This is a genomic window from Mycobacterium gastri (assembly GCF_002102175.1).
Classification (GTDB): Bacteria; Actinomycetota; Actinomycetes; order Mycobacteriales; family Mycobacteriaceae; genus Mycobacterium; species Mycobacterium gastri.
The window spans coordinates 55311-67458 of record NZ_LQOX01000148.1; the positions used below are offsets into that span (position 1 = coordinate 55311).

Consider the following 12148-nt stretch of genomic DNA (forward strand, 5'->3'; position numbering starts at 1 on the left):
ACCGGGGCCTGGCTCACGAGTTCGGGAATATCAAACTCACCCGATACAACTCTTGTCAATTATTGAAAATCGCTACGGTTGCTTAGGTCTGCTTAGGTCGTGGCTAGGGCATGGCTAGGGCATGGCTAGGGCATGGCTAGGGCCCCCGAGGTTCCCTCCGTTGCGTGGCCTCTTCGGCACCGAACGCAACGGCGCAACGTCGCGGCTCGTCGTCGGAAGTCAGCCACACGCCGCTGCGCATCACCGCGACCACCCGCAGACCGCGGTCCAGGACAACAAGATCGGCGTCACAGCCGGCCCGCAGGCTGCCGATGCCCGCCAGCCCCAGCGCGCGGGCCGGAGTGGCCGAGGTCAGCTGCACCGCGGCGGCCAGCGCGTCGTCGTCGGGATCCGCTCCGGCCGCGCTGCGAAACAACTGATCCATGGTGGCCGTGCTGCCGGCGATCGTCGACGTCCCGCGCACCCGCGCCACGCCGGCCTCGACGTCGATCGGTACCGAGCCCAGTCGATATGCCCCGTCGCCGCATCCGGCGGCGGCCATCGCGTCGGTGATCAGGGCCACCCGGTTGGGTCCGATGGCCGCGATCACCGTCCGCACTACCGCGGGGTGGACGTGGACGCCGTCGGCGATCAGTTCGACCGTCACCCGTGGGTCCTCCAGCAATGCCAGCACCAGCCCGGGCGCGCGATGGTCCAGCGGCGGCATCGCGTTGAACAGATGGGTGCCCACCGTCGCCCCGAGCCCGACGGCATGCCGGGCCTGTTCGTACGTCGCGTCCGAATGCCCAACTGCTACAACAACAGTCGCGTCAAGAAAGCGGCGGATCGCCTGGTCTGCGCCGGGCAGCTCGGGGGCCAGCGTCACCATCCGAATGGTGCCGTCGGCGGCGGCCAGCACCGCGTCGATCTCGGCCGGGTCCGGGGCGCGCATCCGCGTGGGGTCATGCGCGCCGCAGCGCACCGGACTCAACCACGGCCCTTCCAGATGGATGCCGGCGACAGCGCCCGACCGGGTAGCGTCGGCGGCCCGAGCCACGGCGTCGATCAGCTCCGCGGGGCCGGCGGTGACCAGGCTGGCCAGCATGGTCGTCGTGCCGTGCCGCAGATGAAAGCCGGCCGCGCGGGCAATATGCCCGTCGGTGCAGGACGCGCCGCCGCCGCCGTGCACGTGCATGTCGACGAAACCGGGCACCACCACGGCATCGGGGAAATCGACGTCGGCCGGCTGCGGTGGCCGGCCGGCTGCGCAGGCCGAAATAGTCCGGCCCGCTGTTCGCACCCAGCCCGGCCGGCATACTCGGCCGTCGATGACGGCGGTGCCGGCACAAATCAGGCTCATCGGGTCTCCGGGGCCTGGGAAGGTTCGGTAGGCCAGCGGCCGCCGTTCTCCCAGTAACGCTGGATCTCTTCGAGCTCGCGGCCCTTGGTCTCCGGCGCATACCCGAGCACCACCACGAAGGCAATCACGGTGAGCGCCCCGAAGAGCGCGAAAATGCCTGCGCCGCCGAGCCAATGCAGCATGGTGAGAAAGAAGCCGGCAACGATCGCGTTGGCCGTCAGCGTCGAGGTGAGCATCGCGCTCGACCCTATCGACCGCAGCCGGGAGGGGAAGCTTTCCCCGGCGTACACCCAGACCAGCGAGCCGAACCCGAAGTTGAAGCCGACGATGAACAGCAGCACCCCGCCGAATCCGCCGATCAGCCCGCTGCCGGCGCTGTAGGCGAATGTCACGACCAGGATGGCGTCTGCGGCGATCATCATCGCGATGCCCGACAGCAGGATGGGGCGCCGGCCCCACCGGTCGACGGAAAACAGCGAGACGAAGACCGCCGACAATCCGGCCAGCTGCACCAGTGCCGGCAGCCCCAACAACGCGAAATCGCCGGTGAAACCCATGGCGGCAAAGATCCGCGGGCTGTAGTAGATGATCGCGTTGATCCCGGTGATCTGGACCAGGAAGCCCAGGGTGACCACGAACAAAGTGGCGCGCCGATACGGCTGTCGCAGCATCTCGGAAACCCGTCCGCTGCCTTCGCCGAGAGCACCGGCCATGTCGGCCAGCTGGGTATCGACGGTGGCCTCGGATTCGATGCGCAGCAGCGCCCTTCGTGCCTCGTCGACTCGGCCCTTGAGCAGATACCAGCGAGCGGTGTCGGGCAGCCGCATCAGTAATGGCAGCAGCAGCGTGGCGGGCACCGCCGCGAGCCCTAAGATCCACCGCCAGCCGTGCGAGCCGGCCAGCAGGTAACCCACCAGGTAGCCCAGGATGATGCCGCTGAGAATCGCCACCTGATAAGCGGTCAGCAATGACCCGCGCACCGCCGCCGGGGCGGATTCGGCCACATACACCGGAACCACCACCACCGCCACGCCGATCGTCACCCCCAGCAACAGGCGGGCCACCAGCAGCATCGGAAAGGACACAGCCGATGCGCCGAACAGCGCGAACAGCGCGAAGCCGGCGGTGAGCAGCACCGTCGACTTGTTGCGCCCGATAGCGTTGGCCAGCACCCCGGCCCCGAGCGCCCCGATGATCTGGCCGATCACCACCGTCGTGGTCAGCAGCTCCTGCTGGCGCGTGGTGAGGCCGAACTCCTCGGTGACGAACAGCAGCGCGCCGGCGATGCTGGACAGGTCGTAGCCGTAGATGAGGCCGACGCTGGCCGCGGTGAGCCCGACCAGTATTCCCCGCTGCACGGACAGCTCAGCTCGCCGACACCCGGGCCTTGAGTAACTCGATGACGCGGTCGGGGTCCTCGGGGGTGATGCACGGTTTGACCCGGCTGCCCAGGTCGAGGATCAGCAGGGTGCTCTTGCTGCCCCGCTTCAAGTCCAGCGGGAACCAGTAGCGCGGGTCGGTAGCGCCCCAGAACCGGCCCTTGCCGGACGCCCAGCCCATCTGTTCGGTCTTGATGCCCTTGATGTCGCGGTAGGCGATTCGCTTCGAGCCAGCAAAGGGGAAGTAATAGCGGCGGATGGTGATTCCATCGCCGTCCAGGGTGAGGCCCGCGTCCTCGTACAGGGCAGTCATCTCGCAGAGTCTAGTGCTGAGTACGGCTGTTCATCGAGCGTGCGACCAGGATCAACCCGAACACGACGACGGCGCCGATCACCGCCACCCCCACCCGGACCGGCAAAGCGTCGGCCGGGGACATGAGCCCAGCCGCCCGGGCGGCATCGGGCTGGTGTTCGCCCGGTTTGTCCCTGCCGGACGCCAGGGCTGGGTCGGGCTCGATCAGCGAACCGATCTGGGTGCCCTGCGGGGTGCTGAAGCCGTAGTCCAGCAGGTGGGCGGCTTGTTCCCACGGCGCGATCGGCTGCCGGGTTCCGTGCAGCAGCACCGCCATCAGGCGGCGGCCGTTGTGGTTGGCCGCCCCGACGAAGGTCTGGCCGGCGTCGTCGGTGTAACCGGTCTTGCCGCCCAGCGCGCCCGGGTAGTGGTAGAGCAGCTGATTGTCGTTTTCCAGCTCGTAGCCGGGATGGTCGCCGTGGCCGGGGAAGTCGTAGCTGCGGGTGGCGACGATGTCGGCAAAGGTGGGGTTGCGCCAGGCGTACCGATAGAACAGGCCGATGTCGTAGGCCGAGGTGCTCATGCCCGGCCCGTCGAGGCCGGACGGCGTCGCCACCCGGGTGTCGCGCCCGCCCAGCTTGGCGGCCAGCACGTTGATTTTTTCCAGCGCCATCTGCATGCCGCCGAGTTGCCTGGCCAGCGCGTGCGCGGCGTCGTTGCCCGAATGCATCAGCAGGCCGTGCAGCAGCTGGTTGACGGTGTAGCTGCCGCCGGCGTCGACGCCGACCTTGGTGCCCTCGGCGGCCGCGTCGTCGTCGGTTCCGGCAACCGCCTTGTTGAGGTTCAGCTCGTTGATCGCCGCCATCGCGACCAGCACCTTGATGATGCTGGCCGGGCGGTGCCGGCCGTGTGGATCGCGAGCGGCGATGACGGCGCCGCTGTCCAGGTCGGCCACCAGCCATGCCTCGGCCGAGACGTCGCCCGGTACCGGCGGGGTGTCCGGCGCGGTGATGATGCCGCAACCGGCCAGGGCGTTGCCGCCGACCGGTGTCGGGGGCACCGCCAGTGGCAGCGGCGGGTCACCGGCCGTCGGGACTTCCGAGGAGTCCACCGCCGGCGGGGTGGACACCTTGTACGGGCAATTTCCGGCGCCGTTGGCCGCCGCGTTGGGTTCGGCGTGTGCGGTCGGCACAGCAGCCGGTCCCGCTGCCAGGAATGCGGCTGCAACCAGGCACGATGCGGCGCGTAACAGGTACATCGCTGAGCAGATTAGGCGATCGGCGGCCGGATCGCCGGGCGCCGCGCTGTGACTGGTGAGGCGGAAGTTAAAAATTAGCATTTGACAGTGGCGATTAGCTATCTGACACTGTCAGATATGGCGTCGCTTCTTACGTTGGCCGAATTCGCCGCGCTGGCCGCCACGGCCGTGCGGGCGTCGGGCGCCGCGCCGGAAAACCGCCAGGCCAAGGCGGTGCCGGCAGAGCGGATGATCCGGTACTACACTGCCCGGGGTTTGCTGCCCAGCCCCGGAACCCGGGGCCGCGCGCTGACGTATGGACGCACTCACCTGCTGCGCCTGGTCGCCATCAAGCGGCTGCAGGGCAAGGGTTTGTCGCTGGAGGAGATCTTTGACCGCCTGGCCGCGATGTCGCCGGCGGAGCTGGCGTCGCTGGCCGCCATCCCGGCCGGTGTCATACCGGCTGACCTCGGGGATCCCGAGCCGGCGTCCGAAACCTCCCGGGCGGCCGGGCGGTTCTGGCGTGCCGTGCCTCAGGCCGCGTCGGCGCCGGCCGCCGCACCGGCGGTCACCGACCTTCGGGCCGTCCGGCTTTCCGACACTGTCACATTGCTAATCGACGGCCCGCTGCCGGCGCTCGACGCCCTGCGGCACGCCGCCGCGCCGTTGCTGGACCTGCTCGCCGCTACCCGAGCCGAAACCCGAAAGGACGCCCGATGAGTACGAAATTGCTGCCCCTGATCACTGTCGAGCCCGCTCCGGCGGGCAGGCCGACCTGTGGCGAGCTCAGCTCGGCGGATGGGCGGCGGCTGCCGCTGAAGGCGATCAGCGTGGACACCGTGCTCGTCGGGATGACCGCGACGTCCACCGTGCGGCAACGTTTCGCCAACACCGGTACGACGAGCATCGAGGCGACCTACGTGTTCCCGTTGCCGGCCCGCGCGGGCGTCACCGATTTCGTCGCCGACCTGGCCGGGCGGCGGGTCGTCGGGGTGCTCAAGGAGCGTGCTCAAGCCCGCACGGACTACGAGCAGGCCCTGGCCGCCGGCCAGCGCGCCGCGATCGTCGAGGAGGACCGCTCGGACGTATTTTCGGTGCGGGTGGGCAATCTCGGGCCCGGCGAGGAAGCCACCGTCGAGATGCGGCTGACCGGCCCGCTGGCGTTCGAGGACGGCGAGGCCACCTTCCGCTTCCCGCTCGTGGTCGCCCCGCGATACACCACCGGAACCCCGCTGCCCGGTGACCAGACCGGTCCGGGTTGGGCGCGCGACACCGATGCGGTGCCCGACGCGTCGCGGGTGACCCCGCCGCGCCTTGAGGACACCGATGAGCGCCCCGACGTGCAGATTTCGGTGACCGTCGACGGCGGCGGCCTGCCTGTCGCGGACCTGCGGTCCTCGCTTCCCACGACCGTTCTGGAAGCCTCGGCCGACGAGCCGACCCGGCTGCGGGTAGAGCCGGGTGTCCGGGCCGATCGTGATTTCGTGCTGCGGTTCCGCCTCGACCGCGGCGAGCTGGCGTCGTCGGCGCTGCTGGTCCCCGACGCCGACGGCGACGAGGGCACCTGGTCGGTCACCGTGGTGCCGCCCGCGCAGCCGTCCAGCGCCGCGCGCGATGTCGTGGTGGTGCTCGATCGCTCGGGTTCGATGGGCGGCTGGAAGATGGTCGCCGCCCGGCGAGCGGCGGGGCGCATCGTCGACATGCTCGACACCGTCGACCGGTTCTGCGTGCTGGCCTTCGACGACCGGATCGATACCCCGCCGGAGATGGCGCCCGGGCTGCTCGACGGCTCGGATCAGAACCGGTTCGCGGCGGCGTCGTGGCTTGGCTCGTTGCGCAGCCGGGGCGGCACGGAGATGGCCCAGCCGCTGCGCCAGGCCGTGGAGATGCTGGCCGGTTCGGGGGAGGACCGGCAGGCCAGCGTGGTGCTGGTAACCGATGGCCAGATCAGTGGGGAGGACCACCTGCTGCGGTTGTTGTCGCCCGCGATCGGACGAACTCGCCTCTACTGCGTGGGCGTCGACCGGGCCGTCAATGCGGGCTTCCTGGACCGGCTGGCCCGGCTGGGCAACGGGCGTGCCGAGCTGGTCGAATCCGAGGCCCGCCTGGACGAGGCGATGTCCAGGCTGGCCCGCACTATCGGACGTCCGGCGCTGACCTCGGTGCGGGTGCGCGCCGAGGGTATCGAGATCCTCGACGGCAGCATCACGCCCAGCCGCGTGCCCGACGCCTTCGCTGGGGTTCCCTGCGTGATCTCCGGACGGTATCGCGGCCCGGCCGGCCCTGGTGCCGAAGCGACGCTGCACGCGGCGGCTGATGCCCCCGATGGTCCGTTCCGCGCGGCTCTGCCTGTTCGGGTGGCACCGGAAGCCGTTGCGGTGCAGACGATTTGGGCACGCTCGGTGGTTCGTGACTTGGAAGACGACTACGCTTCGGGTCGCAACTGTGAGGAGCTGGCCGAGCGTCTGGTCGCGCATTCGATCCGGTTCGGGGTGCTGTCGAGGTTCACCGCGTTCGTGGCCATCGATCCCGAACACACCGAGGCCGGCCCGCTGACCGAGGTCGTGCAGCCCGTCGAGCAGCCGTCCGGATGGGTGACATCGGCCGGCTTCATGCCGGCCCCGGCAGCTTCTGCGGTGCGCGGCCTCACCGCGATGAAGCACGCGGTACCACTGTCGGGCGTACCGGCTCCCCGTAAGCGCGCCCTCAAGGAACTGCTCAAGCTGGTCGAGAAGGGACTGGCTCACGGCGACGACTCGGGGCTCGATGACGTGTGTGCGGAGCTGATCGCGCATCGCGACGCGGCGACCGATCCCGCGCTGACGGCGGCGCTCACGACGCTGTGCGACGCGCTGACCAGGTACCTGTGCAGCCCGACCGAGGAAGGGGCGCAACAGGTGCTCGCGGCGGTCGGGGCCGTTAAGCAGGTGCTGCCCAAGCGACGCTTCTGGGTCTAAAAAGAAGGGTCTAAGAGCGCACCTTGCCGAGCACGGCGCGCAGGGTGGCTTCGATGGTGTCGAATTCGGCCTGACCGCTGATCAGTGGCGGCGCCAGCTGGATCACCGGATCGCCGCGGTCGTCGGTGCGGCAATACAGCCCGGCCTCGAACAGCGCCGCCGACACCTGGCTCAGCAGCGATTGGCGTTCCTGGCCGGTGAAGGTCTGCTTGGTCGCCTGGTCTTTGACCAGTTCAATGCTGAAGAAGAAACCCTCGCCGCGCACATCGCCGACGATGGGCAGGTCGTAGAGCTTCTCGAGGGTGGCGCGCAGTAACGGCGAGTGTTGTGCGACGCGGTCGTTGAGGCCCTCGCGTTCGAAGATGTCGAGGTTGGCCAGCGCGACGGCCGTCGACACCGGATGACCGCCGAAGGTGTAGCCGTGCGCGAACATCGTCGTGCCGTCGTTGAACGGCTCGAAGACCCGGTCGGTGGCGATCATCGCGCCCAGCGGCGAGTAGCCCGAGGTCAGGCCCTTGGCGCAGGTGATCAGGTCGGGCACATAGCCGAAGTCGTCACAAGCGAACATCGACCCGATCCGCCCGAACGCGCAGATCACCTCGTCGGAGACCAGCAGCACGTCGTAGGAGTCGCAGATTTCGCGGACCCGCTGGAAATAGCCCGGCGGCGGCGGGATGGAACCACCGGCGTTTTGCACCGGTTCCAGGAACACCGCGGCGACGGTGTCCGGGCCCTCGAATTCGATCGCCTCGGCGATCCGGTCGGCGGCCCACCGCCCGAACGCGGCGCGGTCGGTGTCAAATGGCCTCGCCGCGCGGTAGAAGTTGGTGTTGGGCACCCGGAATCCGCCGGGTGTCACCGGCTCGAACGGCGCCTTGTAGGCCGGCAGGCCGGTGATGGCCAGCGCGCCCTGCGTGGTGCCGTGGTAGGCGATCGAGCGCGAAATGACCTTGTGCTTACCGGGTTTGCCGGTGAGCTTGAAGTACTGCTTGGCCACTTTCCAGGCCGTTTCGACGGCCTCGGTGCCGCCGCTGGTGAAAAACACCCGGTTCAGGTCGCCGGGCGCGTAGGCGGCGAGCCGCTCGGCGAGCTCGATTGCCGTCGGCGTGGCATAACCCCACAGCGGGAAGTACGACAGCGTGCCGGCTTGCCGCGCGGCCGCCTCGGCGAGTTCGGTGCGGCCGTGACCGACCTGCACCACGAACAGCCCGGACAGGGCGTCGAGGTAGCTCTTGCCGCGGTCGTCGTAGATGGTGACGCCGTCGCCGCGGGTGATGATCGGCGGTGTGATCCCGGGGCCGTGGCGGGCGAAATGTAACCAGAGGTTGCTCGTCATCTTGCTCGCGAGCGTAGCGCTACCCTCGGGCTATGGTCGCGACCACGCAGGTCACCCAATTCGAGGCACTGCGACCGCATCTCATGTCGGTCGCCTATCGGCTCACCGGAACCGTGGCCGACGCCGAGGACATCGTCCAGGAAGCCTGGCTGCGCTGGGACAGCTACGACCGGGAGATCGACGACTTGCGGGCCTGGCTGACCACCGTGGTGAGCCGGCTCGGACTGGACCGGTTGCGCTCGGCGGCACACCGCAGGGAAACCTACACCGGCAACTGGCTGCCCGAACCCGTCGTAACGGGGTTAGACGGCGCCGATCCGCTGGCCGCCCTGGTGGCCGCCGAAGACGCGCGGTTCGCCGCGATGGTGGTGCTCGAGCGGCTGTCGCCAGATCAGCGGGTCGCGTTCGTGCTGCACGACGGGTTTTCGGTGCCGTTCGGCGACGTCGCCGGGGTGCTGGGGACCAGCGAGGCCGCCGCCCGGCAACTGGCTTCGCGGGCGCGCAAGGCCCTGGCGAGGGACACAGCGGACCGCCCGCCACGATCTGATCCCACCCATAACGAGGTGGTGGGCAAGCTGATGGCCGCCATGGCCGCCGGCGACCTGGACACCGTGGTGTCGCTCTTGCATCCCGACGTGACCCTTACCGGCGACTCAAATGGGAAGGCCCCCACCGCCATTCAGGTCATCCTGGGCGCGGACAAGGTGGTTCGGTTCATGTTCGGTCTGGCTCGCCGCTACGGCCCGGCGTTCTTCACCGCGAATCAGCTGGCGCTGATCAACGGCGAACTAGGCTCCTACACAACAGGTTTCGCCGGCGCCGACGGGCATCGGGACATGGCACCGCGGATCACCGCGATGACGGTGCGCGACGGAAAGGTCTGTGCGATATGGGATATCGCCAATCCCGACAAGTTCACCGGCTCTCCGCTGCGGCCCAGGGAACCCGGCACGCAGCACCGGAGCTGAAGCCCTGCTCGGTGATGCCCAGCGCGGCATTCACCCGCGCCCGCATGTTCTCCAGGCCAATCTGGTAGGTCAACTCGAGCGCACCGGCCTCGCCGAAGCGTGCCCGCAGGTCGGCGACCTGCTCGTCGGTGACGGTGTGCGGATCGGTGGTCATGGCCTTGGCGTAGGCGATGGCGGCACGCTCGTCCTCGGTGAATGACGGAGATGTCGCGTAATTGTCGATCTCCGTGAGCCTTTCGACGTCGAGGCCGTCGAGGCGCTGCAGCATGGTGCCGAAGTCCACACACCATGAGCAGCCGACCTGGCGCGCGGTCCACAGCACTGCGAGCTCACGCACACTGGCCGGCAGGGTCCGCGACGCCCATTGGGCCATTGTCTCGTGCACGGCGTTGGCCATCAGTAGTCGCCGATGATGCGCAGTGACGGCCAGCGGCTCGGGGACCTCGCCGAAGCGCCGTTTGGCGATTCGGTACATGGCGCGCACCAGCAGGCCGGCGCGCTGGGGAGGCAGGGGCTCGATGCGGGTTTTCTGTGTTTTCTGTGTCATATCCATCAGACGAGACGGGTCGCCAAAGTGTGACAGCTCCAAGGATCCGCCAAGGAATCGCCGAGGATGGCGTCCGAGTCTGTGGTCGTGTCGACCTACTCGTATATCGCTGAGCTGCCCGGGCTCGAGGACATCGAGCCGCTGATGCACACCGCGGTGCTGGTTGCCGATTCGCGCGTGGACCAGGGGCGGGTGCGCGCCGCGGTCGAGGAGGTCTTCGCGGCCAACCCCGCCCTGGGCACCGTGTTCGAACCTTTCTTCGACCGCTGGGCGGCTCGTCCGGGTGGCGGCTGGGGCTGGGCGGTGGAACCTCCGGGGGTTACCGTCGCCGACGTCGTCGCCCGGCAACGTGCTTCCTTCGATATGCGCACCGGCCGGTTGTTCGCCGTGTCGCTGCTGCCCGGGACGCCGGAACGGCTGGTGCTCAGTGCCAGCCACCTGTGCATGGACGGTCCGTCCTGGCACACCGTGGTCGACGAGGTGGTGACGGCGTACGGCGCCAGCGCGCTGCATGTCGAATTGCCCGCACAACAGGCGGCCAGTGAGGTGGCGGTGGTCGGGCTCCACACGCATCGCGCCGGTGGTGAAACACACTCGATCGGCGTCGCGGCCCTTGCGCGGCTGAGTCGACCACCACCAGCTCGCGGCCCTGGGCGGCCAGCGCGGCTTCCACGTACTCAGAGCCGAATCGGCAGAACCGATCCCGGTGCTCCACCACGATCCGGTACACCGCCGGTCGCGCAGCAGAGCAAGAAACTTACGGCGGTGTCCGTTCAACGCCGAACCGACCTCGGTCACCACCTTATCGACCGGGCTCTGTTGTGCTGTGGCCCACGCGGTCACCCGCGCCACCTGCCGATCCAGATCGGATTTCTGGTCCGCCGACGATACCCGCGCGACACCGCCGTCCGCCCGCGCCGGGACCACTCGGCTGCCGCATCGTTCACGAGAATGACCCGACCTACTCGTTGCGCCGGGACCGGCAAAAGACCCGCGCGAAACCAGCGATACGCAGTCACCCGCCCAACACCGTTGCGCTCAGCCCACGCCGCGAGGTTCATGCCCTTGTTCCTACAGCACACCACCGACAACTAACGACCACTCAGAGTGCGACGACTGACCCCTATATGACGCGAGCGAGCGTGCTGGTGCCGCGTCATGTCGCCGTGGTTTGCTCGCCGCTATGGAAGCTTTTCGTTTCTCTTTCAACGTGTTCGCGATCGACTCGCTACAGAGATTTATCTCCACCTGTCGGCGTGCCGAAAAGTATGGCTACGACACCGTTTTCGCCGCTGATCATCTTGGCGTGCCAGCGCCGTTTCCCACGTTAATCGCGGCCGCCGCCGCGACTGAGCGGCTGCGGGTCGGCACTTTGGTGCTCAACACTGGATTCTGGAACCCGACGTTGCTGGCCCGCGATATCGCCACCACTGATGTTCTGACCAACGGCCGTCTGGACGTCGGTCTGGGCAGCGGACATATGAAATGGGAATACGACGAGGCCAATGTCGCCTTCGATTCGTTCGCAGCTCGGGCGCGACGGCTACGCGAAACCATCGATGAACTCACCCGCCAGTTCAGCCTCAACGGCTATCCGCAGCAGACTGAAATGCGAGCGGAATTCCACATTCCGGTGCTTCGGCCGATCCAACGCCGCGGCTTCAACGGCTACGGACCGCCCCTGATTATCGGCGGCACCGGCAACCGGATGCTGCAGCTAGCCGCCGAGCGTGCCGACGTCGTCAGCATCGCCGGCATCTACCAAGTCCACGGCCAGGTCCCAGGGGTGATGCGGCTCGCCACCCCCACCGAGATCGATGACCGCATTTCCTATGTCCATGAGTGCGCCGGTGACCGTGCCGATCAACTCGAATGGCACACCATGATTCAAGCCGTGGTGCCTACCGACGACCGGCGCGGTGCAGCCGAAAAGATCGCCCAGCAACACGGCAACAACATGACGGCGGAGGAGGTATTGCAGCTGCCCCAAATTCACATCGGAACCATCACACAGATTGGAGCATCCCGGGTTTGATGCACACCTCGTTTTGTGTGACCGGGGTGTCCGATCTGAACGGTGAGCGTAGTACCTG

At 68.1% G+C, this 12148-nt stretch carries 7 protein-coding genes and 5 pseudogenes; 4 read left to right on the forward strand and 8 right to left on the reverse strand.

Annotation, left to right across the window (positions count from 1 at the left end; genetic code table 11):
* Positions 1–223: 223 nt before the first annotated feature.
* The 4 genes and pseudogenes from nagA to dacB1 all read right to left on the reverse strand — a co-directional run.
* Positions 224–1339: pseudogene (nagA, locus tag AWC07_RS24715) on the reverse strand (N-acetylglucosamine-6-phosphate deacetylase); the annotation flags it as partial.
* On the reverse strand, positions 1336–2697 hold the full coding sequence (locus AWC07_RS24720) for a sugar porter family MFS transporter (RefSeq protein WP_036414392.1): 1362 nt from the start codon (positions 2695–2697) through the stop codon (positions 1336–1338). The gene AWC07_RS24720 and the pseudogene nagA, both read right to left, overlap by 4 nt.
* A 7-nt stretch (positions 2698–2704) precedes the next feature.
* The gene (locus tag AWC07_RS24725) at positions 2705–3031 is read right to left on the reverse strand and encodes a hypothetical protein (RefSeq protein WP_036414388.1); all 327 of its coding nucleotides are present in this window, start codon (positions 3029–3031) and stop codon (positions 2705–2707) included.
* 10 nt (positions 3032–3041) lie between these two features.
* A complete protein-coding gene (gene dacB1, locus AWC07_RS24730) occupies positions 3042–4268 on the reverse strand; it encodes a D-alanyl-D-alanine carboxypeptidase DacB1 (RefSeq protein ID WP_036414386.1) in 1227 nt (408 codons plus the stop codon).
* 117 nt (positions 4269–4385) lie between these two features.
* Between dacB1 and AWC07_RS24735 the strand changes: the two genes are divergently transcribed.
* Both AWC07_RS24735 and AWC07_RS24740 read left to right on the forward strand, forming a co-directional pair.
* The gene (locus AWC07_RS24735; protein ID WP_084293558.1) at positions 4386–4967 is read left to right on the forward strand and encodes a helix-turn-helix domain-containing protein; all 582 of its coding nucleotides are present in this window, start codon (positions 4386–4388) and stop codon (positions 4965–4967) included.
* Positions 4964–7204, forward strand: a complete 2241-nt coding sequence (locus tag AWC07_RS24740; protein ID WP_051508030.1) for a VIT domain-containing protein — start codon at positions 4964–4966, stop codon at positions 7202–7204. The genes AWC07_RS24735 and AWC07_RS24740 overlap by 4 nt, the downstream gene beginning before the upstream one ends.
* Positions 7205–7214: 10 nt before the next feature.
* On the opposite strand, the pseudogene AWC07_RS24745 reads toward AWC07_RS24740, so the two are convergent.
* Positions 7215–8620: pseudogene (locus AWC07_RS24745) on the reverse strand (aspartate aminotransferase family protein).
* Here AWC07_RS24745 and AWC07_RS24750 point away from each other — a divergent pair.
* Complete coding sequence (locus tag AWC07_RS24750; RefSeq protein WP_036414381.1) at positions 8573–9508, forward strand: sigma-70 family RNA polymerase sigma factor; 936 nt, start codon at positions 8573–8575, stop codon at positions 9506–9508. The pseudogene AWC07_RS24745 and the gene AWC07_RS24750 overlap by 48 nt on opposite strands.
* Here AWC07_RS24750 and AWC07_RS24755 read toward each other — a convergent pair.
* From AWC07_RS24755 to AWC07_RS24765, 3 pseudogenes are all read right to left on the reverse strand, one after another.
* Positions 9456–10088, reverse strand: a pseudogene (locus AWC07_RS24755) (carboxymuconolactone decarboxylase family protein); the annotation flags it as partial. The gene AWC07_RS24750 and the pseudogene AWC07_RS24755 sit on opposite strands and share 53 nt — an antisense overlap.
* 507 nt (positions 10089–10595) lie before the next feature.
* Positions 10596–10673 (reverse strand): annotated as a pseudogene (locus AWC07_RS29155) (hypothetical protein); the annotation flags it as partial.
* A gap of 1 nt (position 10674) precedes the next feature.
* A pseudogene (locus AWC07_RS24765) lies at positions 10675–11116 on the reverse strand (IS607 family transposase); the annotation flags it as partial.
* Positions 11117–11238: 122 nt separating this feature from the next.
* Between AWC07_RS24765 and AWC07_RS24770 the strand changes: the two are divergent.
* A complete protein-coding gene (locus AWC07_RS24770) occupies positions 11239–12090 on the forward strand; it encodes a TIGR03621 family F420-dependent LLM class oxidoreductase (protein WP_051508029.1) in 852 nt (283 codons plus the stop codon).
* Positions 12091–12148: the final 58 nt, after the last annotated feature.

Excerpts from the sequence above, each read along its gene's own strand:
- AWC07_RS24725 (WP_036414388.1), bottom strand. The coding sequence starts at position 3,031 with ATGACTGCCCTGTACGAGGACGCGGGCCTCACCCTGGACGGCGATGGA.
- dacB1 (WP_036414386.1), bottom strand. The coding sequence starts at position 4,268 with ATGTACCTGTTACGCGCCGCATCGTGCCTGGTTGCAGCCGCATTCCTG.
- AWC07_RS24735 (WP_084293558.1), top strand. The coding sequence starts at position 4,386 with ATGGCGTCGCTTCTTACGTTGGCCGAATTCGCCGCGCTGGCCGCCACG.
- AWC07_RS24740 (WP_051508030.1), top strand. The coding sequence starts at position 4,964 with ATGAGTACGAAATTGCTGCCCCTGATCACTGTCGAGCCCGCTCCGGCG.
- AWC07_RS24750 (WP_036414381.1), top strand. The coding sequence starts at position 8,573 with ATGGTCGCGACCACGCAGGTCACCCAATTCGAGGCACTGCGACCGCAT.
- AWC07_RS24770 (WP_051508029.1), top strand. The coding sequence starts at position 11,239 with ATGGAAGCTTTTCGTTTCTCTTTCAACGTGTTCGCGATCGACTCGCTA.